Annotated in this window: 23 protein-coding genes; 8 read left to right on the plus strand and 15 right to left on the minus strand. The window is 53.7% G+C overall.

The window, feature by feature from the left end:
* The first annotated feature begins 93 nt into the window (after window positions 1-93).
* A complete protein-coding gene (locus tag NLX71_RS01715) occupies window positions 94-576 on the plus strand; it encodes a thioredoxin family protein (protein WP_254361776.1) in 483 nt (160 codons plus the stop codon).
* A gap of 101 nt (window positions 577-677) precedes the next feature.
* Entirely contained in the window at window positions 678-1,334 is a 657-nt protein-coding gene (locus NLX71_RS26760) for a phosphatase PAP2 family protein (protein WP_254361777.1), read from the plus strand.
* A gap of 27 nt (window positions 1,335-1,361) precedes the next feature.
* Here NLX71_RS26760 and NLX71_RS01725 read toward each other — a convergent pair whose 3' ends face one another.
* The 3 genes from NLX71_RS01725 to NLX71_RS01735 form a co-directional block, all read right to left on the minus strand.
* On the minus strand, window positions 1,362-1,784 hold the full coding sequence (locus NLX71_RS01725; RefSeq protein ID WP_254361778.1) for a DUF309 domain-containing protein: 423 nt from the start codon (window positions 1,782-1,784) through the stop codon (window positions 1,362-1,364).
* 75 nt (window positions 1,785-1,859) lie between these two features.
* Window positions 1,860-2,663, minus strand: coding sequence for a GTP diphosphokinase (gene yjbM / locus NLX71_RS01730; protein ID WP_254361779.1), 804 nt, complete (start codon window positions 2,661-2,663; stop codon window positions 1,860-1,862).
* A 27-nt stretch (window positions 2,664-2,690) separates the two neighbouring features.
* A complete protein-coding gene (locus NLX71_RS01735; protein WP_254361780.1) occupies window positions 2,691-3,785 on the minus strand; it encodes a quinone-dependent dihydroorotate dehydrogenase in 1,095 nt (364 codons plus the stop codon).
* Between the two features lie 163 nt (window positions 3,786-3,948).
* On the opposite strand from NLX71_RS01735, the gene NLX71_RS01740 reads away from it, so the two are divergent.
* A complete protein-coding gene (locus NLX71_RS01740; RefSeq protein WP_254361781.1) occupies window positions 3,949-4,086 on the plus strand; it encodes a hypothetical protein in 138 nt (45 codons plus the stop codon).
* A 92-nt stretch (window positions 4,087-4,178) separates the two neighbouring features.
* Here NLX71_RS01740 and NLX71_RS26765 read toward each other — a convergent pair whose 3' ends face one another.
* The 7 genes from NLX71_RS26765 to NLX71_RS01775 all read right to left on the minus strand — a co-directional run bounded on the left by NLX71_RS26765 (window position 4,179) and on the right by NLX71_RS01775 (window position 13,727).
* Window positions 4,179-5,627 carry a L,D-transpeptidase family protein gene (locus tag NLX71_RS26765; RefSeq protein ID WP_309248915.1) on the minus strand — a complete coding sequence of 483 codons (1,449 nt, stop codon included), beginning with the start codon at window positions 5,625-5,627 and terminating at the stop codon, window positions 4,179-4,181.
* 194 nt (window positions 5,628-5,821) lie between these two features.
* Entirely contained in the window at window positions 5,822-7,414 is a 1,593-nt protein-coding gene (locus NLX71_RS01750; protein ID WP_254361782.1) for a stalk domain-containing protein, read from the minus strand.
* 32 nt (window positions 7,415-7,446) lie between these two features.
* The gene (locus NLX71_RS01755) at window positions 7,447-9,549 is read right to left on the minus strand and encodes a FecR family protein (RefSeq protein WP_254361783.1); all 2,103 of its coding nucleotides are present in this window, start codon (window positions 9,547-9,549) and stop codon (window positions 7,447-7,449) included.
* 59 nt (window positions 9,550-9,608) lie between these two features.
* Window positions 9,609-11,429, minus strand: coding sequence for a CHASE2 domain-containing protein (locus NLX71_RS01760; protein ID WP_254361784.1), 1,821 nt, complete (start codon window positions 11,427-11,429; stop codon window positions 9,609-9,611).
* A 155-nt stretch (window positions 11,430-11,584) separates the two neighbouring features.
* Complete coding sequence (locus tag NLX71_RS01765; protein WP_254361785.1) at window positions 11,585-11,818, minus strand: ferredoxin; 234 nt, start codon at window positions 11,816-11,818, stop codon at window positions 11,585-11,587.
* Window positions 11,819-11,919: 101 nt separating this feature from the next.
* Complete coding sequence (mobB, locus tag NLX71_RS01770) at window positions 11,920-12,423, minus strand: molybdopterin-guanine dinucleotide biosynthesis protein B (protein WP_254361786.1); 504 nt, start codon at window positions 12,421-12,423, stop codon at window positions 11,920-11,922.
* Window positions 12,420-13,727, minus strand: coding sequence for a DNA polymerase IV (locus NLX71_RS01775; RefSeq protein ID WP_254361787.1), 1,308 nt, complete (start codon window positions 13,725-13,727; stop codon window positions 12,420-12,422). Before NLX71_RS01775 ends, mobB begins: the two co-directional genes overlap by 4 nt.
* 166 nt (window positions 13,728-13,893) lie before the next feature.
* Here NLX71_RS01775 and cimA point away from each other — a divergent pair, with 166 nt between their 5' ends.
* The gene (gene cimA, locus NLX71_RS01780) at window positions 13,894-15,513 is read left to right on the plus strand and encodes a citramalate synthase (protein ID WP_254361788.1); all 1,620 of its coding nucleotides are present in this window, start codon (window positions 13,894-13,896) and stop codon (window positions 15,511-15,513) included.
* Window positions 15,514-15,612: 99 nt separating this feature from the next.
* Here the strand turns inward: cimA and NLX71_RS01785 are convergent, their stop codons facing one another.
* Entirely contained in the window at window positions 15,613-16,149 is a 537-nt protein-coding gene (locus tag NLX71_RS01785; protein ID WP_254361789.1) for a TlpA family protein disulfide reductase, read from the minus strand.
* Between the two features lie 172 nt (window positions 16,150-16,321).
* Here NLX71_RS01785 and NLX71_RS01790 point away from each other — a divergent pair, with 172 nt between their 5' ends.
* Window positions 16,322-17,638: an MFS transporter gene (locus NLX71_RS01790; RefSeq protein WP_254361790.1), complete on the plus strand. Its 1,317-nt coding sequence runs from the start codon at window positions 16,322-16,324 to the stop codon at window positions 17,636-17,638.
* A 65-nt stretch (window positions 17,639-17,703) separates the two neighbouring features.
* Complete coding sequence (locus NLX71_RS01795) at window positions 17,704-18,150, plus strand: M67 family metallopeptidase (RefSeq protein WP_254361791.1); 447 nt, start codon at window positions 17,704-17,706, stop codon at window positions 18,148-18,150.
* A 7-nt stretch (window positions 18,151-18,157) separates the two neighbouring features.
* Here NLX71_RS01795 and NLX71_RS01800 read toward each other — a convergent pair whose 3' ends face one another.
* Genes NLX71_RS01800 through NLX71_RS01810 form a run of 3 tightly spaced genes read right to left on the minus strand, consistent with a single transcriptional unit; the run spans window position 18,158 to window position 21,371 of the window.
* The gene (locus tag NLX71_RS01800) at window positions 18,158-18,892 is read right to left on the minus strand and encodes an exonuclease domain-containing protein (RefSeq protein WP_254361792.1); all 735 of its coding nucleotides are present in this window, start codon (window positions 18,890-18,892) and stop codon (window positions 18,158-18,160) included.
* 22 nt (window positions 18,893-18,914) lie between these two features.
* A complete protein-coding gene (locus NLX71_RS01805; protein WP_254361793.1) occupies window positions 18,915-19,982 on the minus strand; it encodes a DUF294 nucleotidyltransferase-like domain-containing protein in 1,068 nt (355 codons plus the stop codon).
* Window positions 19,983-20,009: 27 nt separating this feature from the next.
* Window positions 20,010-21,371 (minus strand): ammonium transporter, encoded by a 1,362-nt coding sequence (locus tag NLX71_RS01810; protein ID WP_375377879.1) that lies wholly within the window; start codon window positions 21,369-21,371, stop codon window positions 20,010-20,012.
* A 281-nt stretch (window positions 21,372-21,652) separates the two neighbouring features.
* Between NLX71_RS01810 and NLX71_RS01815 the strand changes: the two genes are divergently transcribed.
* Together NLX71_RS01815 and NLX71_RS01820 are read left to right on the plus strand one after the other, a co-directional pair.
* Entirely contained in the window at window positions 21,653-22,084 is a 432-nt protein-coding gene (locus NLX71_RS01815; RefSeq protein ID WP_254361795.1) for a helix-turn-helix domain-containing protein, read from the plus strand.
* A 34-nt stretch (window positions 22,085-22,118) separates the two neighbouring features.
* Complete coding sequence (locus tag NLX71_RS01820) at window positions 22,119-22,796, plus strand: zinc metallopeptidase (protein ID WP_254361796.1); 678 nt, start codon at window positions 22,119-22,121, stop codon at window positions 22,794-22,796.
* 114 nt (window positions 22,797-22,910) lie between these two features.
* Here NLX71_RS01820 and gltC read toward each other — a convergent pair whose 3' ends face one another.
* On the minus strand, window positions 22,911-23,813 hold the full coding sequence (gene gltC, locus NLX71_RS01825; RefSeq protein WP_254361797.1) for a glutamate biosynthesis transcriptional regulator GltC: 903 nt from the start codon (window positions 23,811-23,813) through the stop codon (window positions 22,911-22,913).
* Between the last annotated feature and the right edge of the window lie 116 nt (window positions 23,814-23,929).

A 23,929-nucleotide genomic window follows, 5' to 3' on the forward strand; every position in this document is an offset into this window, starting at 1 on the left:
TTCAATTTTATTGTATGATGGAAAAAGGAAACTTTGCATAAGTAACGAATGTTTTTAGAGGAGACATTTATACTCGGTAGGAAGAGGGGAACCATGAAAAAGTTAGGTATCTTTTTAGCTATTATCGTCGTTCTGTTCGGAGCTCTTTATTTTGTCAATCAACAGTCCAATCAGGCTAAATTCGGAAAGTACGCAAACAACGTGTACGGCATCGCCCCGGACAAACTGAATCCGGCCACACTGGCGCTTCTGGACGATCCGAACTACCAAAACATCATTTTGCCTGACGCGCTCGACAAAAAGATCGCGGCAAAGGAAGACTTCTACTTGTATTATTTCGGTTCGACGTGCCCGCACTGCAAATTGACAACGCCCGTGCTTATGCCGGTCGCCAAGGAACTGAACATCGACATCAAGCAGTTCAATCTTGAAGAGTTCAAGAACGGATGGCAAAAGTACGCGATTGAAGCGACCCCCACCCTGATTTATTACAAAGGCGGCAAAGAAGTCGAGCGTCTCGTCGGCGAACAAAAGGCCGAAACGTTCAAAGCTTTTTTCGAAAAGCATAAAAAATAATCCTGCCGGCGGTCGGTGGACGCCAAGGGATACCCCGAAGCAGCGGATTGCGGTCCGCTGTTTCTTTTTACATTTTTTTAAAAGGAGCTGTGAGTACCTCTGTGCAACCAAAACAAGCATTGCTGACCGGAAAATACATCATAACCGCGTTCATGATCGTACTGCTGTCGATTCTGATTTTCGTTAAGTTCGCACACGATTTACAGGAAAATCAACTGGAGCGTTTTGACCGGACCTACATCGATTGGATTCAATCGCATATCAATCCTGAGCTGACCGTATGGATGAAGGGAATTACTTTATTCGGAGCGTTTCAGACGTTTTTCGTCCTGCTGCCCGTTAGCGTATCTCTAATGGTGTGGCGGAAGAAGAAATGGGAGGCTGTTTTTTTCGCGGCTGCCGTTCTCGGCGGCGCACTGTTTAACCAACTGCTGAAGCACATTTTCGAACGGCAGCGGCCTATGTTCCACCGGATTGTTGAAGAAACGGGCTACAGCTTCCCCAGCGGACATTCCATGGCATCCATCGTTTTCTACGGCATGCTGGCCATGCTCCTCTTGATGTTTGTCAAATCTCCTGTCCTGAAGCTGCTGATCGCCGTAATGGCCGGCTGTCTTGTCATCATGATCGGCGTAAGCCGCATTTATTTGGGGGTTCATTATCCGAGTGACGTTGCCGCTGGATTTGCCGCCGGGGCGGCGTGGCTAACCGTGTGCAGGGTTGGGCTGCAAGCCGTTCTCGTTTCGCGACGGTCCTAGCGCCGGCATCGCTGGCCGCATTCAGAGCTAATGCTCTTCATGCGGCTCCGGCGGATGCAGCCTCAGCTCTTCCACTAAGGCTTCCAGCCCGGCATCCAAAATGCGGATGTCCAGGTCGTAGAAAGCAAACGGCTGCTCCTCCGCACGGGCCAACTTGTCCAAATATACCCGGCTGTCGTCGCGCAGGCGGCCAAGGTCGATCCCGAGCGCGTCCTCCGGATAATGATCCAATTTGTCCAAGGCTGCGGTAAACAGCTTGATCGACCCGCTCGTATTGCCGTTGCGGTAATGGTAAAGGCCTACTGCCACCTGCAGCAGGCCTTGGTACAACGGATGTCGGCCTTCCTCGAGCCAAAGCTCCTCCATCACTTCGTGACATTCGAAATAATCGCGTGCTATGTTAAAATAATACACAAACTCTACATATAAACGATCGTATGACGTTGTCACCGTCTCGCCTCCGTTTCGGTCGCCTCCAGCGGAGGCCTGGTGATACCAAGCCGCTGGCTCGGGTTCACCGGACTTTCAGGCCAAAGAATTTTTCTTCGCTCGGTTAACCGCCTGATCCACCTCGTTCGACAGCTTCTTCAACAGCCAGACGTCGTCCGTGTCCCACAGCTCGTTGAAGCGCATCTGAAACTGCGCGGCTTCCCGTACCCGCAGATGAAAATACAGCTCTTGAATGCCGTTCAGCACCTTCGCCACGATGCTCGATTTGTCCTCGAACAGCTTCTGCGCTTCGACGATCTCTTCGCGGATGCTGCTCATCTCCTGATCGAGCTGGTACGCGGCTTCCGCCGCCCGGCTCAGCCGTGCAACGACATCCTCCGGCAAGCTTTCCCGGTATTTATAATTTAGCGAATGCTCGATCGTCGCCCAAAAATTCATCGCCAGCGTCCGCAGCTGAATCTCGGCCAGCACGCGCTTCATGCCAAGCGCTGTCTGGACCCGGTATTCGACAATCATATGGTAGCTGCGGTAACCGCTCGGCTTCTTGTTGTTAATATAGTCTTTATCGTACAATAGCGTCATATCTTCCCGGACACGGATCAATTCGGCCAATCGTTCGATATCCTCAACGAATTGACACATAATCCGGATACCCGCAATATCTTCGATCCCGGTCTCGAGCTGATCCATCGGAACGTCCAGCCGTTTGGCTTTCTCCAAAATGCTGGAGGTCCTCTTGACCCGGCCGGTTACAAATTCGATAGGCGAATATTCATCCCGGCTTTTGAGCTCCGCGCGCAATGTTTTGAATTTGACTTTCAATTCCTCAACTGCCTGTTCATAAGGCAGAAGAAATTTTTTCCAATCGCGTCCGTCCATTCCGTCGACCTCCAAATCTTACTTGCCTTAATGCCCCGATCCGATCGCCTCCGATATGTGCGTAAATCCGTCCTGCCGCAGCAAATCCCGAAGCCCGCGGTTAATACGCCGCAGCACGTCCGGTCCTTCGTAAATCAAGCCGGTGTATACTTCGACCAGACTGGCTCCCGCCCGAATCTTATCATAGGCGTCCTCGGCCGTAAAAATGCCTCCCGATCCGATAATCGGAAGCTTCCCGTCCGTTAAACGGTATACGGTTCGAATCAGCTCGGTGGAGCGATCTGTCAACGGACGGCCGCTTAATCCGCCCGTTTCCCCCCGGTTCGCATGGCGCAGACCGTCTCTGCCGATCGTCGTATTGGACGCAATGATGCCGGAGACATTGCTCCGCACAATCGTTTCGACCATATACTCGACTTCCTGCGGCTCCAGATCGGGCGCAATCTTCACGAGCACCGGCTTCTCCCGTCCGCCGAAGCGGGCATGCTGTTTGCGGATCTCGTCCTTCACGGCTGCGAGCAGACGCGACAAGTCGTCCCCGTGCTGCAGATTGCGCAAATCCGGCGTGTTCGGCGAGCTGATATTGACGACGAAAAAGTCTCCGTACCCATACAGCGCTTGAATGCAGGCACGGTAATCGTCTTCCGCCTGCTCGTTGGGCGTCGTTTTATTTTTTCCAATATTGATGGCAAGCGGAATTGTGCGCTGGCCTTGATTGCGCAAATTTCGCTTCATACCTTCGATTCCGACATTGTTGAACCCCATCCGGTTAATAAGTGCCTCGTCCTCCGGGAGCCGGAACAGCCGCGGCAGCTCATTGCCGGCTTGCGGCTTCGGCGTCACCGTGCCGACTTCCATAAAGCCGAAGCCGATGTTCGAAAATCCGGGGACCGCTTTCGCATTCTTGTCCAACCCTGCCGCCAAGCCGACCGGATTCGGAAACCGGATTCCCCATAGCTCGCTTTCCAGCTCCGGGTACGCCCGAACGCCCCACATCGCGCGGAGCAGCCACCGTCCGCCAGGCATCTTGGCAAACGTATGCAGTCCGTCGATAATGAGATGATGCGCCTTCTCCGGGTCCATCCCGAACAGCATCGGCTTTGCGATATTTTTGTAAAGCATGCTTCTGTCCTCTCCCCGCACGTGTCTCTTCGCTAGTCTCTTTTGACAGTTTAGCGCTTTACGAAACAAAAATAAAGGGGACAGATCACAAAATCCATACGACTTTAAACAATGCATTATGTTAAAATATGCTTAATCCAACAAAAAGGCAGGGCTGAGGTCTATGCAAAAAAAGAAAATATCCCCCTATGCGCAGCGGAAAACAAAGGATGAGCCTAATAAGAAGCTGATCATATGGGCCGGCTCCATCTTTGGCGTCGTCATTCTCGGTATGATTGCTCTGCTTGTGTTCAACCACTGAGACCGACTTGTTAGCGCTTTCTATCCTTTCCTACAAGCTTGGTCTTCCGACAAAGGCTTTACCGCCACAGCCGACTTGGACGACCAAGCTCCCTAATTCAACCAGTTGTACCTCTTCCCCGGATTCGTATCGACGCTTTGCGGCGTCACCCCATACGGCGCGGGACTGCGCGATTCCTCCTCGGACAGCGAGCCCTTGCCGATCGTCACGCTCGTTCCGAGCGGCACCAGGTCGAACAGCTCCTCCACATCCTCCTTCGCCATACGGATGCAGCCTAACGACTCGTCCTTGCCGATACTGGACGGCCGGTTCGTTCCGTGAATCGCATAATTCGTATCGGACAGCGTCATTCCCCGGCTCCCGAACTCCCCGTTCGACTTTCCGTTCGGATTGCGCACCTTTTCCGAGATAACGAAGCTGCCCTCCGGTGTCCGGTCCGCTCCCAAGCCTACCGGATAATTGCGGACGACGATGTTGCCGCTGACAACCGACAGCCGGTGAGCCTGCTTATCGATCATAATTCGCATCGGTTCGGTTAACGGCTTGGTCAAACTGCCCTGTCCCGTACGGGGCGGCACTGGCTTTCCGTCGTCGCTTGCAGGCTGCGCACCAGCCTGCTTGAGCCAAGCGTTCATCTCCGCAGCCAAGGCTTCCTTGTCCCGGTCGAACGTTTCCTTCATATAGGAACTCAGCCCCGGCAGCACGTTGTTCGGATACGCTTCCGTCAGCTGCGAAGCCTGCGCGGGCGCTTGCCCCGTACGCCGGATATAAGCCGCAACGGCGGAGCGCAGCACGAGATCCTGCTCCTGCTTCGTCATCCAAGCGGCCACGATGCTGTCCGCCTTCTGCGGATCGCTTGGCTGGCAGCTGCAAGCAGCCGCGTCATAATAATTGATCTGCTGCTGCGCCGCATTTGCTTGCGCTTCGACGGAAAGCAGCGTTTCCGGCTTCTTCAGCCAACTGATCCAAGCGGTCCCGGCAAGCGGAATCCCCCTTGCCAGAATCGCGTAGCTGCTAATTCTTTCCCGCAGAAGCATCTCTTGCAGCGCAGCGCCGACATTCCCTTGACTCTTCTCCCCGGCCAGGTAGTACACTTTCGTTTCCTGCAGCTCGGAGGACGTCATCCCTTCCGGCAGCACGATGACCGGAGTGCGGGCGTTTTCTTCCGTCTTCTCGAATATACGCCCCAGCTCCGGGGCAAACAACAGACCGGCAAATGCCAGCAGACTGACGGCCATTAGTCGAGCGAGCCGCTTCCGTCTGCTCTTCTGATGTTCCGTTCCCCAGCGATGGATCGGTTCGATTTCTTCAGGAGGCAAAGCCACCTTCTGATTCTCATACGCTTCATAAACTTCCCCGGCCTGCGCGTAACAGTACAGCGCTTTTCCCTTTTTCCCCTGCGCTTCATAATCGCGCCCGAGCAAGTACCACGCCATTTTATTGTTCGGATGCTCTTTGACATATTTTTTTAAATAAAACGGGTCCTGCTTGAAAAAGAGCTGAAGCTGTTCTTCCGAATCCTTCGAATCTTTCGGTTTCACGGGACGCCCCTCTCTTTCCGCCTTCCTGCAAACTATATCGGCGGGAGAATCGCTTTTCTTAATACTCTTGCATCGCTTGCCGCATCCTTTCTTCCGCTGGTAACATCACCGAAAAGACCTATTCCAAGAAGTGTCCCCCTAAGAGATTACCTCGGAAATAGGTCTTATTTTGTCGAGACTTCACATTACTTTGATCATTTCGTTTTGCTGCGTAAGATCGCCGTACGTGTCGCCTCGTCCCATTGAACGTCCATTCCGATTTCTTCGGCAAAGAAACGTACCGGTACGAAGGTGAGATTTTGCGAAATAAACGGCTCGACATCTGTCGGCTTGACCGTTGTTTCCTGTCCGGGGATCGTCCGCTTGATCCCGGTCTTTCTTATATACAGCTCGATCGTCTCGCCGTCCTTGCCGAGCTGTACGGCCCGAGTCGCCTCGTCGAACGTCACTTTATAACCAAGCGCTTCCGTAATCGCCCGGACCGAAACCATTGTTCTTCCGCTAACGATTTCCGGCGGGGCCTCGAACGCGATCTGTTGCCGGTCCACGACGACCTTGACGCCGCCGTCCTTCGGAAGACCGTCCGGCAATCGATACAGGCTGACTTCGCGAAGCTTGTTATTGTAGGCGTCGGCCACCAGCACCGATCCGTCGGCGCGAACGGCGACATCCATCGGGCGGTGGAGCGCAGCGCTTCCTTCAATCCCATCGGCATTTCCGGTTGTGCGGTCGGCTGCTCCGGCAATCGTACGGACTTGCCCGTCCAGCAAGTAGCGAATCGCATGGTTCTGACTATCGGCAATGACAAGGCCGCCTTCCTCCGTCAGAGCAAGGCCCATCGGGAAGTTAAATCGCGCCTCCGCCGCGCTTCCGTCCGCGAAGCCGCCCGGAACGTGCAGCTCCTTCTTCATAGCCGCCTGACCCCCGCCCGCCAACGTCGATACTTTCCCCTGCTGCAAATCGATATATCGGATGCGCTGGTTCCCGGAATCGCTCACGATCAAATTTCCTTTGGCGTCCAGCACAAGAGCGGTCGGCTCGTTAAATTTGGCGTTTTTCAAATCCCCGTCGGCAAAATCGCCCGCAGGCGATACTTGTCCGGGAGACAGTTCTGCGACACGGGACGACAAGGCGTTCAGCGTCTTGACTTCGCCCGCAGGTGAGATGCTTCGGATCGCATGATTGAGCGAGTCCGCCACGTACAAGGTACCGTCGGCCGCGACGGCCACATCCGTCGGACGATAGAACAAAGCATCCTTCCCTTGGCCGTCCTTTCTTCCAAGCAGCCCGCTGCCGGCGACAGTGCTGACCTGACCGACGGTATCGATTTTACGGATCGCATGGTTGCCCGAATCGGCTACGTATACGTTGCCCTTGGCGTCGGCCGCAAGTCCTTGAGGCTCGTTGAAAAGCGAGGCATCGCTCTTCCCGTCCAATAGCGCGCCGACAGGGAAGCCTCTGCCATCCTGTTTATAAGCTGTACCCGCGAAGGGGCTGACCGTCCCTTGCGACAGCTTGCGAATCCGCTGGTTTCGGGAATCCGAAATCAACACCGTGCCGTCCTTCCATACGGCCAATCCTGCCGGCATGCGGAAGGAAGCGGATGCGCCCGCTCCATCCGCGCTCCCCAAGCCGCCCTTTCCGGCCAATGTCGTCATCTCCGTTAACGTTTGTCCGTTCTCGCCCCGCAGGGCGTCCTTCGACCAAGCGGCGGCTTGCGCGCTTGATGCGCCGATCATGGCGGACATAAGAAACGACACAGCGATTCGTTTCGTTGCTTTCTTCATAGCTTAGCTTGCTCCTTCCCGTATCCCGCACCCTACTTCGTACCGACGCTGCTCGATTGAATGTCTCTGCTTTCGTATACCGTGTTCCCTTGTTTATCGATGACTTTGATATAAGCCAAGTCGACTTTGGCGGAACCGGCGGCCGAATCGACAACCGATAAAGGTACGTTTACAAGCAAGGTATCTCCGCTTAATTGAATAGGCTTTATGACGCCGGAGCCCCGCGTTTCAAAGGCTGTCGCCGCATAGATCAATTCGCTCCCGGATGTGTCGCTTATCTGACGAAGCGTCTCTGCTGCTTGCGAACCATGGAATACGGTCCCGGGAACGGGCGTCAGATCAGCCGGACCTCTGTAATCCAGCGCCGCCTTATCGTAAAGCAGATGCGCTTCGACGGAATAGAACGGCGCAGCAGGCGTAAAGCCTTTCATCGTCAACGCTAAACCGATCTTCCCGTCCTTGATGCCTCCGACTTGCGTCATACCGACTCCCAAAATATGAATCGGCGGTATCGAAACCGGTACGCTTGCTTCAGATTCGCGGAAAGCCTGCGCCGTTAACTTGTAGGTTCCGGGCGGCAGCGCCCGAAGCGTAACGATAACTTCGCTCTCCCCCTGTCCGGCTGCGCGCCCGACTTCCTCCGTGCCGTTCAGCACACGGACGGTTGTCCCGGCGGCGGCTTTCAATTTAATTTGCACCGGGTTCCGCACCGTCGCTTCCGCTGTCGGGCTGATCAGCACGGGGGCCGAAGGACGTTCGTCCGTGGAACCGCCGCCCGAACCGCTGCCGCTGTCGATCCCAGAATCGGCAGGAGGCGAAGTCGGACGAGGGGATGGATCGGGAGCAGGCTGATTGGTGTTTTTCCTATGGCTCTCCTCGAATGTTTTCTTTTCGTCCCCACTAAGCGTGCTCGTATATTGAACCGTTGCCTTTTGATCCGCTTCAACAACGGCTTTCCGGTTCTGGTCCTGAATCCGCTGCTTGTCGGCTTCGATACGATCCAGCAAGGGCGCAAGCTTTGCCTGATTTTCGCGCAGCTGCCTTTGTTCCTGCTCGAATGCCGTATTTTTTTGCTCCGCCTGATTCTTCAACTGCTCCACTTTCGGATCGATGCCTGCATTTTTATCCAGGGCAGGCGGGTTGTGAATATCAAGCTTTCTTGAGGCGTCGGCAATGTTCGCGTTGGCGTCATCCACCGCTTTTTGAGTCAGCTTCCCTGCGTCTACGGCCGATTTGGCCAATTGGGACAGAAACCGATCGAAATTGTTTCTTACGGCGTCCAGACCTGCCGGCGTCGTGATTTTCAGAATCGAACGCTCGTCCGGCTTATTCACACCTTTATCGAGATTTTCCTGGAGCTGCGCTTTCATTTTATCTTGTTCTTTCTGAATATCCCCGATATTCTTGATAAAGCTTTCAAGCACTTTTTTATCCGCGGCTTCTACCAATGCTTTGGGGTCCGCGTACTCCGCCCGGGTCCGCAGATCGTTATTCAGCCCGGGGGAATCGATACTCGCCTGCTGAGCCGGGTACACCGACACGCTTCCCGCATCCTGCGCTTTCCTGCGGTCCGCAGCGGATTCGGCCTCCGAAACGGAAACGACTCCCGCTGCCACAGCCATCGTCGTTTTCCCTGTCTTCCAGTTGACGGATGTCATGAAGTTCGTTCCCCTAACACCCATGACCGCCGTCGGCGTCTCGACTTCGAATTCATCTTTCGCGCCGACCAAGGATTTGATTTTCGCCCATAAGCTGCCTGCCCAAGATTTCACCTTCGTTTTCTTGCCGCCGTTTTTTTCCATCAGTTCAGATATGTATACTTCGGAATTTGCGCCGATCGTAATCTCGTCTTCGTGGTCCACGACCCGCAGCACGACCGAGGAGGACGGACCGGTCACGATCGAATCGCCCTGATTCAAATTCAAGTCCCGATACGCCGCATATGATCTGGAGCCGCCCGATTTCTTGTAGGCTACCTCTCCCGTTACTTCAACGACAGCCGCCGACCGGGCCGATTTGGCATTCGCCGGGCTTGCGAGAGCGATTGAGGTTGTCCCTTGAAGCGCCATTGCGAAAACAAGCGCCCAAAGGGCCGGCTTCCGCTTCCGCCGATTAAACCTTCCTGCGTTCGCCACAACAAAACTCCTCTCCGGAATCCAAAAATCTAATCAATATTGTAAGGTGAGAACCGGCATTATTCAACATAATTTGGCAAATCAATGTCTTTCATTCCCAGCACCTCAAAGAGCTTGAGCGGAACGCTTTTGCCTTTCATTAATTTCTCCCCGGCAAATTGATAATCGAATGCGTGTTTCGTCAGCTCGTAAGTCGCTTCGGACACCAGAATCTGATTCGGCTGCGTATTGGACTCGATCCGGGCGGCCGTATTCACGTTGTCGCCAATCGCCGTATAATCGACCCGCAAGTAAGACCCGATATTGCCGACTACGACCTCGCCGGTGTTAATACCGATGCCGATGCTGATCGAGACGCCGTATTTTTCCAGCACCTCGGCCCGCACGTTCTCCATCCCCTGCTGAATTTCATAGGCGGTTTTGACCGCGTAATACGGATGATTCGGCACATCCAGCGGAGCATTATACAGGATCATCGCCGCATCCCCGATAAATTTGTCGATCGTGCCGCAGTTTTCAAGGGCCCGCTCCGTGATTAAGTTGAACATCATATTCAAGAAGTCGACCACTTCTTCGGGCTTCAGCTTCTCGGACAGCGGGGTAAACCCGCGGACATCAAGGAACAGAACGGTTAGCTCCTTGCTGATCCCCCCGAGCCGGATTTCCTGCTCGCTGCTTGCAATCGCTTTGACCAGATCGGGAGAAATATAGCGTCCGAACTGCTTCGTAATGTAATTTTTTTGCTTCGTCTCAAAATAGGTTTTCATCGACAAATTGCCGGAATAAGCGAGGAGCCCGCAAGCCACCGCATCGACAATGTCCAAATACTGCGAAGTTGCCGCGAAATACCCGTACTGTCCGGCGAACAGAAGCGCGACGATCCCTAACGCAAAAACCGCTCCGCCGATGGCCCGCAGCCGCCAAGTCACCCACCCGAGCAGCAGCACGACCAGAAGCGTAAGCCCAAATTCGATCCGCTTGTCTACAGGCAGCACGACCTGCTGCTTTAAGATCTGATTTAAAATATTGGCATGCGCATACACCAGATGCATGTGCTTCTCCACCGGGGTAACGCCCTCGTCCGAGCCGGGAGCCGTATAACCGACAAGCACTAGCCGATCCTTGAACGTCTGAGGGGGCACGCCGCCCTTCAGCACGTTGGCGAACGGAATCGTTTCGAAATCGAATTCCTTCGCATCCCAGCGGATCAGCATCTCCGACTTGGGACGGCCGTCCAATAAAGGCAGGTTCAGATACCGGCTCACATCGACTCCGGCAAGCTGCGCCATCGCAAGCCCAAACGACGGATATATCCCTTGAGGCGAATTGATCTGCAGCCAGTTGGAGCGAATGACGCCGTCGCTGTCGTAGGCCGCATTGATATGCGATTTTCCAACCGACCGGCGGAAGGAGGGAATTGGTTCCGTTACCGAGCGGGCAGTCAGCAGTTCCCCTGCCTTCACTTTCATCGACCGGTCGAATTTATTTTCCAGATTCGCATGGGATGGAATGACGATGTTGTTATGTTTAGCCAATTCGTCGGCCAGCGCCCGGTCGCTTTCCGGCTTGTCGCTTTCGGAGTATAACTCAATATCGAAGCCGATCGCTTTGACGCCCGCGCTTTCAAGCTGTTTGATCAACTCCGCGTATAATTTGCGGTCCCACGGATAAGGCCCTACTTCCCGAATGGAGCCGGAATCGATGCCGATGACGACAATATCCTCGTGCGGGGCTTGAGTCATGGTTTGCGTCACGTTAAAATTGTATAAATTGTCGGATAATACCTTGAGCGCCCCCGTCGTCAAAAGCACGATGCACAGCAGCACGATAACCGCATTGCCCGCTGCGATAACGCCGGTTTTGCTCCATCCCTTTTTCATGAAAAAGCCCCCTGTTTTTCTGGCAGTTTCCGCTATTCATCTTACCATAAAATGCCGGACCGAAGTTATTTATTTCAGGTTGGTCCGCTAGAAAAAGAGCCTGCTTCCACGGAGGAAACAGGCTCTTTGCTATAAAGCTACAGATATTCGGAGTATTAGTTAAAAGGGGCGTCTGCGACTTTGATGGAGTCTGTCGGGCAGCCGTCCTGAGCATCCTGCAGATCATCGTACAGATCTTCAGGAATTTCGGTTACGCCTTTGTTGCCGTCGCCTTCGTAAATGACTTCCGCGAGACCCTCATCGTCGTAGTCGTAAATGTCCGGAGCCGTTGCTCCACAGGCACCACAAGCGATACAGGTATCTTTTTCTACCCATGTATATTTTGCCATGTTTAATCTTCCTCCCTTAATTGTGTAACCACATCCTAAAATATAATATAAAAGCTTACAAAGTTCAAATAGAAAGTAGCGAACGATATGATACCGCTGCGTTATGGATTCCTCATACGGGAACGGATAAACTCGGCGACGGACTCTACAGCGTCCATACAAAAGGAAGGGATGCCCGGCGCCGCGGCTTCTGCCAGCTTCCGATCCGCGGCTATGCAAGCGATCGGGGGCGCAGCGAGCTGTTGTACGATCCGCGCTTGCTCCTCCGTCCGGAATACGGCAATTTTATCGTGCGGCTCCCGCTTGAAGCCTTCTATTAAAATCAGCTCGTAGCTTCCTTTTAACCGCTCGATCGTCTCCTGAAGCGTGACCGTTTTGCGTTCGTATGTTCTTACAGCATCCGGGGACAAGACGACCGAAGCCGATGCCCCGGACCGGATAAAAAATGTGGAATCCGCTGCGGGCGCTTCCTTATAATGCCCGTGCGCATCGTGTTTTATTACCGCGACCTTGACGCCCTGCTCCTCAAAATATGGAGCCAGCAGCGAAATCAACGTCGTTTTGCCACTGTTGGAATAACCGGCGAACCCGATAATTGTCGTCAATAGTCTTCCTCCTCCAGTCCCTTTAACCGGAGATGATCCATTTGCAGCGACGTGCCGCGCCTCTTGGTGTTGCGGATGAGCGCGGAAGGATCGTTGCCGAGCATCCCCGCAGTCAGAATCACGCCTTCGCCATATTTGTCGCGAAGCGCATCCATCGCCTGATTCAGCTTCTCCTTTACAGGCTGCTTCTGATAACTGAACAAGTCGAGCTGGACGGCAAGCTCTTGCTTGGCTGTCAGATTTTGCAGTGTCACACCGAGCAATCGTACCGGGAGTCCTTCCTTCCAGTGAGCGTCGAACAATTGGCAGGCCGTCCGGTAGAAATCGTCCGCGCTTTCCGAAGGCTCGGGCAGCTTCGAAGCCCGCGTGATCGTCTTCATATCGGGATCGCGTATCGAGATCTGTACCGTCTCCGCGACCAAGCCCTGCCGGCGCAACCGCCGCCCGACTTGATCGGACAAGTTCAGAAACACCCGGTGGATGTCGGCCCGGTCCGTATAATTAACCGGCAGGGTCGTCGCATGGCCGATCGATTTGCTTTGCTCTTTATCCGGATTAACCGGCGAGTTGTCCTCGCCGTTGGCCGCCCGCTTCAATGCCGGACCGAGCACGCCGAACCGGTCGCTCAGCAGCCGCTCGTCGGCATTAGCCAACTGGCCGAGCGTATGAATTTGCAGCCGCTTCAGCTTTTCCGCGGTCTTCTTGCCGATGCCGAACAAGCTGGCGCACGGGTGCGGCCACAGTACGGTCGGCACGTCCCGTTTGCGCAGCACCGAGATGCCGTTGGGCTTTTTCATATCCGAAGCCATTTTAGCCAGCAGCTTGTTCGGCGCGACGCCGATCGAGCAAGGCAGATGAAGCTCTTCGCGGATTCGATTTTGCATCGTTTCGGCGATTTCGAGCGGGGTTCCGAAGATCTTGGAGCCGGTAATATCGACGTAGCATTCGTCTATCGACACCGCTTCGACGAGCGGCGAATATTCGTAGGCGATCTTCATAAACCGTCTGGAGAACTGCCTGTACAGGTCAAAATCCGGGCGAATCAAGATTAAGCCAGGGCAGAGCTTGTCGGCTTCCCGCACCAGCATCCCGGTCTTCACTCCGCGCGCCCTCGCCTTATAGGAGCAGGTTACGATAATACCCTTGCGCAGTTCCACGCTTCCGGCTACCGCAATGGGTTTATCTTTGTATTTTTCGGGCTCTACCGCTTCATGGACCGAGCAATAGAACGCGTTCATATCGATGTGGAGAATCACTCTGCCGTTCACGGGATAGCCGTTGGCCCTCCCATTTGTCTCAACCATGGCATCCGCCTCCCGTCCTCTTACTTACAGCATAATTCGCCCGAAGCGCCGGGGTCAAGCCGGGGATATTTTCAGGATTAGCAATATCCTTCGGCAGATACATTGTGCTATAATTATAAATTATACTTTAGCGCAATAAAACGTTTAGACAAACAGGAGGATCATTATGGCGGGCACGGTAAAAATTTTCGATACTACGCTTCGAGACGGCACTCAGGGCGAAGGCGTCAGCCTCTCCGTCGAAGACAAACTCAAAATCGCCCAAAAGCTGGACGCGCTGGGCGTTTCCTATATTGAAGGCGGTTGGCCCGGCAGCAATAACAAGGATATTGAATTTTTCACGCGCGTGAAGGAACTGAAACTGACGCATGCAAAAATTACAGCCTTCGGCAGCACGCGACGCAAGGAGACGCTGGCGGAAAACGACCCTAACCTGAACCGGATTCTCGAGATCGGCGTTCAGGCCGCGGCAATCTTCGGCAAATCGTGGGATTTCCAAGTGCATACGGCCATTCAGACGACGCTGGAAGAAAATTTGGCGATGATTTACGATTCGGTCCGTTATTTGAAGAATCATGGGCTGGAAGTTATTTACGATGCGGAGCACTTCTTCGACGGCTACAAGAGCAACCCGGAATACGCTCTGGCGACGATCAAGAAGGCCGAGGAAGCCGGCGCCGACTGGATTGCGCTGTGCGACACGAACGGAGGCACGCTGCCTCATGAAATTTCGGCCATCGTGACCAAAGTGACGACCTCGCTCTCCTGTCCGATCGGCATTCACGCGCACAACGATTGTGAGCTCGGCGTAGCGAACAGCCTGGCTGCCGTCATGGCCGGAGCCCGGCAAGTGCAGGGCACGATCAACGGCTACGGGGAGCGGTGCGGCAATGCCAATCTCGTATCGGTCATTCCGAATTTGCAGTTAAAGCTGAAGTACGATGTGATCACCTCGGAGCAATTGGCCAGCCTGTCCAGCGTGGCGCGCTATGTCAGCGAAATCGCCAACATGCATATGCCGGTGAACCAGCCTTATGTCGGCTCCGCCGCTTTCGCGCACAAAGGCGGAATTCACGTGTCGGCGATTTTGCGCGATTCCAGCACGTACGAGCATATCAAGCCTGAGCTGGTCGGCAACAAGCAGCGCGTGCTCGTCTCGGAGCTTGCCGGACAAAGCAATCTTGTCTTCAAGACTCAGGAGTTGGGCTTGGACTTCGATACGACAAACCAGCAGACCAAGCAGCTCATCGAGCAAATCAAAGAGATGGAGCATCAGGGCTATCAGTTCGAAGGCGCGGACGCCACGCTGGAGCTACTGATCCGGGACGCCTACGGCAAACTGGAGGAAGTGTTCACGCTCGACTCGTTTAAAATCATGGTAGCCAAATCCGCCGATCAACCGGTACTTTCCGAAGCGATAGTCAAGGTGAACGTACACGGCAAAACAATCTACAACGCCGCCGAAGGCAACGGTCCTGTGAATGCGCTGGACAACGCCTTGCGCAAATGTCTGGTCGAATATTATCCGGATATCAATAACATGCATTTGTCCGATTATAAAGTGCGCGTCTTGGACGAGAAGGATACCACGGCAGCGAAAGTTCGTGTTCTCATCGAATCGACCGATTTCAATAGCACGTGGAGCACCGTCGGCGTATCGGAAAATATTATCGAAGCGAGCTGGCACGCCCTTGTCGACAGCATCCGGTATGCGCTTCTCGGCATGACCCGGGTGGCCTACAAGCCGGAAGAAAGCCGGGAACGCCTCGGGCTCGTAAATCACTAAAGTAACTATTATTGTAAAAAACAAGCCGCAATTCTCCCCAGCCGGAGACATTGCGGCTTGTTTTGATTTAGCGGCTTGCTAACAGCGCGGATGCCAAATTCAACTCGCGATGAGCCGTTTGATTCTGTCCTCCAATTGGTCTGGAGGCAGCACATGAACGACTTCCTTCAAGCGCCCTTGCCGGTCAATCAGGAAGCTTGTCGGGACGAATAACAGCCTGTAGGCGTCAGCCGTCTCTCCACTCGTATCCAGCAGCACCGGGAACGAAAATTGCGCCTGATTGACGAAGCGCCGGACCGCGTCCAGCTCATCCCCTCTGGTGACGTTAACCGCATAGAGATCGAACTGTTCTTTGTAACGGTCGTACACCTGTTTTAAGGCAGGAGCTTCTTCACGGCACGGGCCGCACCATGAAGCCCAGAAATTAAGCATGAGCGGCTTCTCTCGGGCTCCCCCGACCTTATATTCTCCCCCATCCAGTCCCTTCAGAGTAAATGCAGGCACCGGCGATTCCAACTTTATTTCCGGCCGGCCCGCAGCCGAGACCGACGACTTCCGCTCGATCCGTTCATTCTGAAATACAGCCAGCCCCGCCAAAGCCAATGCAAATCCAAAAATCAGTAAGTTTCGCTTCAAGTGACTCTCTCCTGTCTATACTCCGGCATACTTATGGTACAGTATTCCCAATTTGCCGGAAAACGTTACTACCCGAGCACGCTCCGCTGGATAAAGCCGGAAAGCATGGCGCCTTCCATGGAAGGGTACACTAACTTTACGATTTGGTTATTAGCGGAGGTTTGAATAGCGTATGGAGAAAGCAAAACCGAAAAAGCTGCGGATCACGTTCCAAAGCGATATCGATGACTCGGCCTCAAAAGAAGAGCCTACCACCGGCAGCGACAGCCCGAAAGCAGCGGACAAGGGCTCGAAAGGGGTCATCTGGGAATTTATCGCCATCGCCAGCGTACCGCTTGTACTGGTGCTTGGCAATTCGATGCTTGTACCTATTTTGCCGGATATGCAGGAACGCCTCGGGATTTCCAAATTCCAGAGCAGCTTGGTCATCACGTTGTTTTCCGTCACCGCAGGTCTCGTGATCCCGGTCGCCGGGTATTTGTCCGACCGGTTTTCTCGCAAAGCGATCATGATTCCTTCGTTGATTATTTACGGAGGGGCAGGAATCTTGGCGGGCTTGGGCGCCCTCTGGAATTCATATACCGTGATCATTATTGCACGGGCGATTCAAGGGCTGGGCGCGGCGGGAACCGCTCCAATTGCCATGGCGCTGGCCGGAGATTTGTATAAGGAAGGAATGGAGAGCAAGGCTCTGGGATTGACGGAAGCTTCGAACGGAGCAGGCAAAGTGGTCAGCCCGATTCTCGGCTCGCTGCTTGCATTAATCGTATGGTATGCCGCTTTTTTCGCTTTTCCGCTCTTCTGCTTGTTATCTTTGCTTGCCGTCATGTTTCTGCTGAAGGAGCCCAAGAAGGAGCAAGCCCCGCCGAAGCTCGGCGAGTACATGCGGAATATCGGCGCCATTTTGAAGCAAAAGGGGCGCTGGCTCATCACGTCGTTTTTTGCCGGCTCCATGGCTTTGTTCGTCTTATTCGGCGTCCTGTTTTATTTATCGGACATTCTGGAGGTCGCCCCTTATCATATCGATGGAGTGATGAAAGGGCTCGTCCTCGCCATTCCGCTGCTCGGCATGGTGGTCTCTTCCTATACAACCGGCTCGCTCATCAAAAAGAACGGCACTCTGATGCGGTGGCTCATCAATATCGGCCTTGTTCTCATGACCGTGTCGCTCGGTTTATGCATTTTGTTCTACAATAAAAGCATATATGTATTTATCGGCCTGCTGACTCTGAGCAGTATTGGGACCGGCATGCTTCTGCCCTGCTTGAACACGATGATTACCGGCTCCGTCGAGCGGGAGCAGCGGGGCATGATCACGTCGTTATACAGCAGTCTGCGTTTTCTGGGCGTCGCCTTCGGCCCTCCGCTGTTCGGGTGGATGATGGACAAGTCCCATCAAATCGTGTTCATTACCGTTACGTCTTTGTCGCTTCTGACGTTAATTCTTGGCTTCTTCTTCATTAAACCGCAAGGGAAGATCGGAGGGTAAAAGGAGCGGGAATACGAACAAATAGTGTATAATGGCGCAAAAGACAACGAAAGGCGCCATTTCCAATGCATCGTTTGCAGATTCGAATTCACCGACATGCATGGTCCGAGATGATCGGCCACTGCCTGGAAGCAATGCCGCGCGAAGCGTGCGGCCTTCTTTTTGGCTGTCTGTCTACGTCAGGCATTCCAGCGGCCTTAAACTATGTGCCGATCGGCAACGCCGCGGCAAATCCGCTGCACAGCTTCGAGCTGCACCCGCAAGAGCTTGTCCGGGCCCTGTATGCCGCCAACGGAAAGCAAGAACTGGTAGGGATCGTTCATTCCCATCCTCACGCCGCTCCTTATCCATCGGATCAAGACCTGGCTACCTTATGGCATACGATCCCCAGCCACTGGATCGTCTCACTGCGCGATCCGTCTTTGCCCGAGGTCAATGCCTTCGCCTTTCGGAAAAGGCGGCGGGAAAATTTTAGCCTTGAGGCGATTTCGTATGAAATCGTTATGGATTAACATGATTTTAATGATGGCTCAAATGCGCATACAAATCACCCAGCGTCTGCACGTCCTTCGACTTGATTTCGCGCATGAGCCTGGTCCACAGATGAGCCGTCATCCGTGCGTCCTCCAGCGCGTGATGGCGCTTCGTCACTTCGATGCCGTACAAGTCGAGCAGCGTGTCCAAATCGTATCTGTTCAGCTTCGGGTGAAGCCATTTAGCAATCATCATCGTATCGAGCAAACGGTGGCTCAAGTTGATTTTGGACGTCCGCCAGAGCGCCGCATTTAAAAAATGCTTGTCGTGACCGGAACCGTGAGCGACCAGCACCTTCTGCCGGACGAATTCCAAAAAGCCGCGCAGCGCGTGCAGCAAATCCGGCGCATCCGCTACCATCTCATTCGTAATCCCCGTTAGCTTTTCGATTTCCTCGGGAATGATTTTCTTCGGATGGACAAGGCTGTAGTAGGTGCTCTCTTCCTTGATTTCCGTCCCCGTGACGGATACAGCCCCGAATGAAATAATTTCATCCCCATTATACGGAGAGAAACCAGTCGTTTCCAAGTCGAAAACGACCAGTTCCACCGTGCTTAGAGAAATTTCATATAAGGAATTTTTGCGCTGTTCCTTCATGATGGAGCGGATAAAGGCTATTTGCTGCGCGCTTTGCGCATCGAACATCGACGTGATCGCCGGAGTGAGCCCGCCCATTTTATACAGATGCCACATCCGGCCGGTCGGCCGCATATCCTTCATCAGCGATCACCTAACCTTTTGTCTATCTCCTTGTGAATGCTTTTCTTGAATACTTCTGCAAATCCGCCCCGATGCGAAAACACTGCCTCAGCTCCGTCACCCGTTCTTTCGTCAACTGGTCTGCGGTCAACTTGCCGCGGGTCACATACCGGCCTTCCTCAATCTGATAAGGAGTCATCAAGCGCAGCTTCAATGCCAGCGTCAGGGCCTCCAGCCAGTCGTGGCCGTTCTCTTCCGAAACGTGTCCGCCTTCGATCAATGCCTTTATTCGCTCCTCCGTGGACGAACGGCGGACCCCTGATTCCAACGCCAGCAAACGGATTCCATTGACTATCGGGATGTAGGCGCCGTACTTCACATCGACTCCGCCGGCATCTTCGCCATACCGTTCCCTGATCAATTGTCCGAACACACCAAGCGATACTTTATGATGCAGCGTATTACGCAGCATGTGCTCCAGAATGGCCGGACACGCCGCGGTATATCGATAGATTTCCTCGACAAGTGCGCGACCTAACGCTTCATCCCCGTACACTGTACGCGCATCGACCGTAATTAACAAATATCTCACACGCTCCCAGTCCGGCTCCTGCATCCAATCGTTGACCATCCGACGGTAATCCTGAAGCGGCTTACGCCATTGCTCGTTAGTGCATAGGACTTGCCCGTGGCAAGGCGGGTAGCCGACCGTTTCCAAGCCTTCCGTAATACGGGCCGCCAATTCGGCGAAGTAACGCTCCGCCTCCAGACGCTCATCCGCCGATGAAGGGTCCGCGTAGATCAAGCCGTTGTCTTGATCGCTCCACAACGTCTGCTCTCCCCGCCCTCCGCTGCCGAACAGCAAGAACGCATAGGGCAGCGGTGCGCCTTTTCCCTGTTCTTCCTTCAACCGCTCCTCGGACAGCGCGATAACGCGACGGATTAACGCATCGTGGCAAGCGTTGACCTCCCGGTTCCATTCCAGCGCTTCACCAAAAAGGAGATGCCGCCCGAACTCCTCGTTAACTTGATCCCGAAGCCCCCTCAGCTTCTGTAAGCTCCGGACCCGGGACGTTTCCCATCGAAATCTTTCAAGTGCGAGACGGTCCATGACGACATCCCCTTCTGCTTGTTCGCTCTAAACCGTAGTAACTGTGCTGCCATGCGCCGCTTTCTTCATTTGCTCCGGATACCCGTAAGTCCCGTGCTCGGATACATCCAGACCGACGATTTCTTCTTCTTCCGTTACCCGAAGGCCGATCGTCACTTTGATCAAGTACAAAATAACGAAGGACAAAATCAAGACGAACAGGAAAGCGCCGAAAATACCAAGCGCTTGCACGCCAAGCTGCTCCAAGCCGCCGCCGTAGAACAAACCGGCTTTCCCGACGCCTACTTTCGCGGCCAACTCCGGCGTTGCGAAAAATCCGGTAGACAACGTCCCCCAAATGCCTGCGATCCCGTGAACGGAGAAGGCGTAGACCGGGTCGTCGACGCCCGCTTTTTCAAACCATAGCGCCGTGAAGAAGGTCAGGATGCCGGAGACCGCCCCGATAATGACGGCGTCGCGCGGAGTAACGAAAGCGCAAGCCGCGGTAATGGCCACAAGGGCGGCCAACACGCCGTTCAGCATACTTGGAATATCGGCCTTGCCGAAGTACATCCAGGACACGACCATAGCCGCTACCGCGCCTGCCGCTGCCGCAAGATTCGTCGTTAAGGCGATGTAGCCGAAGAAGCCGTCGTTCATCGCGCTCAGCGTCGAGCCAGGGTTGAAGCCGAACCAGCCGATCCACAGAATGATCACACCGAGAACCGAGAGAACCTGGTTGTGCCCGGGGATCAAATTCGGCGTTTTATCCTTATTATATTTACCGATCCGCGGCTTAAGCAGCAGTGTGGCGACAAGCGCAGCCGTTGCGCCTTGCAAGTGAACAACCGTGGAGCCCGCAAAATCCTGCATTCCAATTTGAGCGAGCCAGCCTCCGCCCCATACCCAGTGAGCTACGATCGGATAAATGACGACCGTGAACAGCGTACCGAAGACGAAATAGACCGCCAGCTTGCCGCGTTCGGCAAAACCGCCCCAGGCAATCGCGAGCGATACCCCGGCGAAAGCCAACTGGAACAGAAACTTGATAGTGATCGGTACGTCCGATGCCGATAACGAACCGAAAGCCGCTTTGGCTTGCTCCTCCGACCCGTCTACGAAGAAGCCGGTCGTCCCGAAGAAGCTGTTGCCGTCTCCGAAAGCGAAGCCGAAGCCGACGGCCCAGAAGGCGATCGCGCAAAGACCGAAAGTCAACACAGTCTTACCTGCGACGTGGCCGGCGTTTTTCATCCGGGTGGAACCCGCTTCCAGCAGCGCAAAGCCAGCTTGCATGAAGATGACCAGAATCGCTGCCAGCATAACCCATACCGCATCGATTGCACCTTGAAGCTGGGCGGGCGTGGCTTCGCCCGCAGCGAATGCGAGGCTTGCAGGCAACAAAGCTGACATCATTACCACGGATAACAATAATTTTTTAACCAAACCGGTCACTTCCTTCTTTAATGTTAGTTTTTATAACGTTGCGAGAGATTAATATTGTCATTATATACACGAGAACCCGTTTTGACAATAGAATTTTCGTTCATGAACCATAACTAACGGAATATAATCTAACATATTTCCTGTGTAAAAGCACAACGTTTGACTGTATGGTTTGGATTCAGTATCATGAATACTAGAGCACCTATACCCAATATCTATATAAAAAAGAGGTGACATGAGATGGGGAGATGAAGCTATACAAAATCGGCGAGTTGGCCCGTTTATCGGAGGTCAGTCCCAGAACGATCGATTATTATACGAAGCTCGGGCTGATTCAACCGGAGAAAAGATCCGATACCAATTATCGTTACTACAGTGATGAAACCTTAGCGCGTCTGAAACGTATTGAAAGTATGAAGAGGGAGAAGCATACCTTAGAGGAAATCAAGGCTAGCCTGTTGCAATGGAACAAAGTTAGCCAAGATGAAATAGTGACAGATAAGCTGACATCGCTGCAGTTTTTACTTAAGCAGCTTGAGAAGGAAGCGAAGGAAGTCGGACCGATGCTTGAGAAGCTGAAGCCTTCGCAATTGAAGAACCTGAACAAAATTCTCACGCAGCCCACGGCTGCATGCATTGAGGCTTTATTGTTACTATTAGGTAAAGGCCCTCTTTCCTAATCGAAACGATATTTACAAACGGAGGAATGGATCGATGCTTTTTCACCCTTTAGATGTTCTTATTATCGTTGCGTTCATACTTTCCATTTGGGCGCAGTTCCGGGTCAAAGGAACGTTCAACAAATGGTCCGAAGTGACCGTGCAATCCGGTATGACAGGGTACGAAGCGGCCCGCCGTATGCTGGACTCCAACGGATTGTATGACGTTCCGGTCGAGCCGATTCCCGGTGCGCTGACGGACCACTACGATCCGATCGCCCGCGCCGTGCGACTGTCGGAACCGGTATACTACGAGAGCACCATCTCGGCCGTATCGGTCGCTTGCCACGAGGTCGGTCACGCCATTCAGCATAAAGTGAATTACCCGATGCTCGTTGCCCGCCACCGGATGTTCCCGGTCGTGAACTTCGCTTCCGGCATTGCGCCGCTGCTCTTGATCGCAGGCTTTTTGTTCCAATGGACCGGATTGCTTGGGCTGGGGATTATTTTCTTCTCCGCCGCCGTCGCCTTCCAGCTTGTGACCTTGCCGGTAGAGTTTAACGCCAGCAATCGGGCCCGCGACTTGATGGTTGCCGAAGGCTTTATCACCAACGATGAAGAACGAGGCGTAGCCAAGGTACTTAACGCTGCTGCGCTTACTTATGTAGCTGCTGCACTGATCTCGCTGCTCTCGCTGATCAAGTACATTATGATTTTCACCAACCGCGATTAATGTTACAGCACTGTACACGAAAGCCGCCGGACCCACTTCTCCATGGAGTGATCCGGCGGCTTTTTTCATGCGGTATTAACGCTCCTGCTACAAGGTTGTCGATGAAGATACCATTTAAGCCCGGGCAGTCTTTTTCTCGAAAAAGTCGATCAAAAATTTGCGGAACACTTCCGCCACGGGCGGAAGCTTTTCGCCGTTCCGGCGAATCAGCCCAATGCTGCGCGTAACGACCGGTTCCGTAATGCGCACTTTGGCCGGCTGAAGCTCGTTAATTTCCTTCAGCGCCATCTCCGGCAGCAGGCTGACACCCATGCCTGCCGCCACCAGCCCGCGGATCGTATCCGTCTCTTCCCCTTCAAATCCAATCTTGGGTGTAAAGCCCGCCTTCGCACAAGCTTCCAATACGATCGCGCGAAGCGAATACTCTTCGCTGAACATGACGAACGATTCGCTCCGGAGCTGCTCCAGCTTAATCGATTCGTTCCCCGATAACGCATGGCCTTCCGGCACGATGGCGTACAGCGCTTCCTCCAGCAGCACTTCACCAACGACGTGATTATGCTTCTCCGGAAAAGGTGAAATGAAAGCCAGATCGATTTCGCCTTTCATGAGGTCGCGGATCAAGCTGTTGTATGTCCCTTGACGCAGTCGGAACTTGACGTTCGGGTAATTTTTGCGGAAGCTGGCTACAACTGTCGGCAGCAAGTTAATACCGAGACTGTGGGGAAAACCGATCCGAATTTCGCCCCGCTCCGGATCAAGAAATTCGTGGAGTTCATCCACCGCGCGATCCAGATCGGTCAGGATGCCCTCCACACGCCTCAAAAACAGCTTTCCGACCGAAGTCAGCTGCAGATTGCGGCCCTTCTGCACAAACAATTGTACGCCAAGCTCTTCTTCCAGTTGATGGATTTGACGGCTGACCGCCGATTGCGCCACATGCATTTCTTCCGCTGCCTGGGTTACATGCTGTTTGCGCGCCACTTTCACAAAATACTGCAGCTGTCTCAGTTCCAATTCTCTTCCTTCCCCCTGTTTATCTTTAAAATTCTGCATTGCTATTGGACAAGTTCTCTTATAAAAGTTTATAATATATTTTGGTGAAATACCAATCATTCTCAAGCATATAAGGA

This window comes from Paenibacillus sp. MZ04-78.2 (assembly GCF_024213375.1).
Classification (GTDB): Bacteria; Bacillota; Bacilli; order Paenibacillales; family NBRC-103111; genus Paenibacillus_G.

What these genes read in the sequence shown, in the direction of transcription:
- cimA (WP_254361788.1), top strand. Translation starts at nt 13,894, where the DNA reads ATGGCGGGCACGGTAAAAATTTTCGATACTACGCTTCGAGACGGCACT.
- NLX71_RS01795 (WP_254361791.1), top strand. Translation starts at nt 17,704, where the DNA reads ATGCATCGTTTGCAGATTCGAATTCACCGACATGCATGGTCCGAGATG.
- NLX71_RS01805 (WP_254361793.1), bottom strand. Translation starts at nt 19,982, where the DNA reads ATGGACCGTCTCGCACTTGAAAGATTTCGATGGGAAACGTCCCGGGTC.
- NLX71_RS01740 (WP_254361781.1), top strand. Translation starts at nt 3,949, where the DNA reads ATGCAAAAAAAGAAAATATCCCCCTATGCGCAGCGGAAAACAAAGGAT.
- NLX71_RS01765 (WP_254361785.1), bottom strand. Translation starts at nt 11,818, where the DNA reads ATGGCAAAATATACATGGGTAGAAAAAGATACCTGTATCGCTTGTGGT.
- NLX71_RS01735 (WP_254361780.1), bottom strand. Translation starts at nt 3,785, where the DNA reads ATGCTTTACAAAAATATCGCAAAGCCGATGCTGTTCGGGATGGACCCG.
- NLX71_RS01715 (WP_254361776.1), top strand. Translation starts at nt 94, where the DNA reads ATGAAAAAGTTAGGTATCTTTTTAGCTATTATCGTCGTTCTGTTCGGA.
- NLX71_RS01810 (WP_375377879.1), bottom strand. Translation starts at nt 21,371, where the DNA reads ATGTCAGCTTTGTTGCCTGCAAGCCTCGCATTCGCTGCGGGCGAAGCC.
- yjbM (WP_254361779.1), bottom strand. Translation starts at nt 2,663, where the DNA reads ATGGACGGACGCGATTGGAAAAAATTTCTTCTGCCTTATGAACAGGCA.
- NLX71_RS01820 (WP_254361796.1), top strand. Translation starts at nt 22,119, where the DNA reads ATGCTTTTTCACCCTTTAGATGTTCTTATTATCGTTGCGTTCATACTT.
- NLX71_RS01790 (WP_254361790.1), top strand. Translation starts at nt 16,322, where the DNA reads ATGGAGAAAGCAAAACCGAAAAAGCTGCGGATCACGTTCCAAAGCGAT.
- NLX71_RS01775 (WP_254361787.1), bottom strand. Translation starts at nt 13,727, where the DNA reads ATGGTTGAGACAAATGGGAGGGCCAACGGCTATCCCGTGAACGGCAGA.
- NLX71_RS01760 (WP_254361784.1), bottom strand. Translation starts at nt 11,429, where the DNA reads ATGAAAAAGGGATGGAGCAAAACCGGCGTTATCGCAGCGGGCAATGCG.
- NLX71_RS01800 (WP_254361792.1), bottom strand. Translation starts at nt 18,892, where the DNA reads ATGAAGGATATGCGGCCGACCGGCCGGATGTGGCATCTGTATAAAATG.
- NLX71_RS01815 (WP_254361795.1), top strand. Translation starts at nt 21,653, where the DNA reads ATGAAGCTATACAAAATCGGCGAGTTGGCCCGTTTATCGGAGGTCAGT.
- NLX71_RS01750 (WP_254361782.1), bottom strand. Translation starts at nt 7,414, where the DNA reads ATGAAGAAAGCAACGAAACGAATCGCTGTGTCGTTTCTTATGTCCGCC.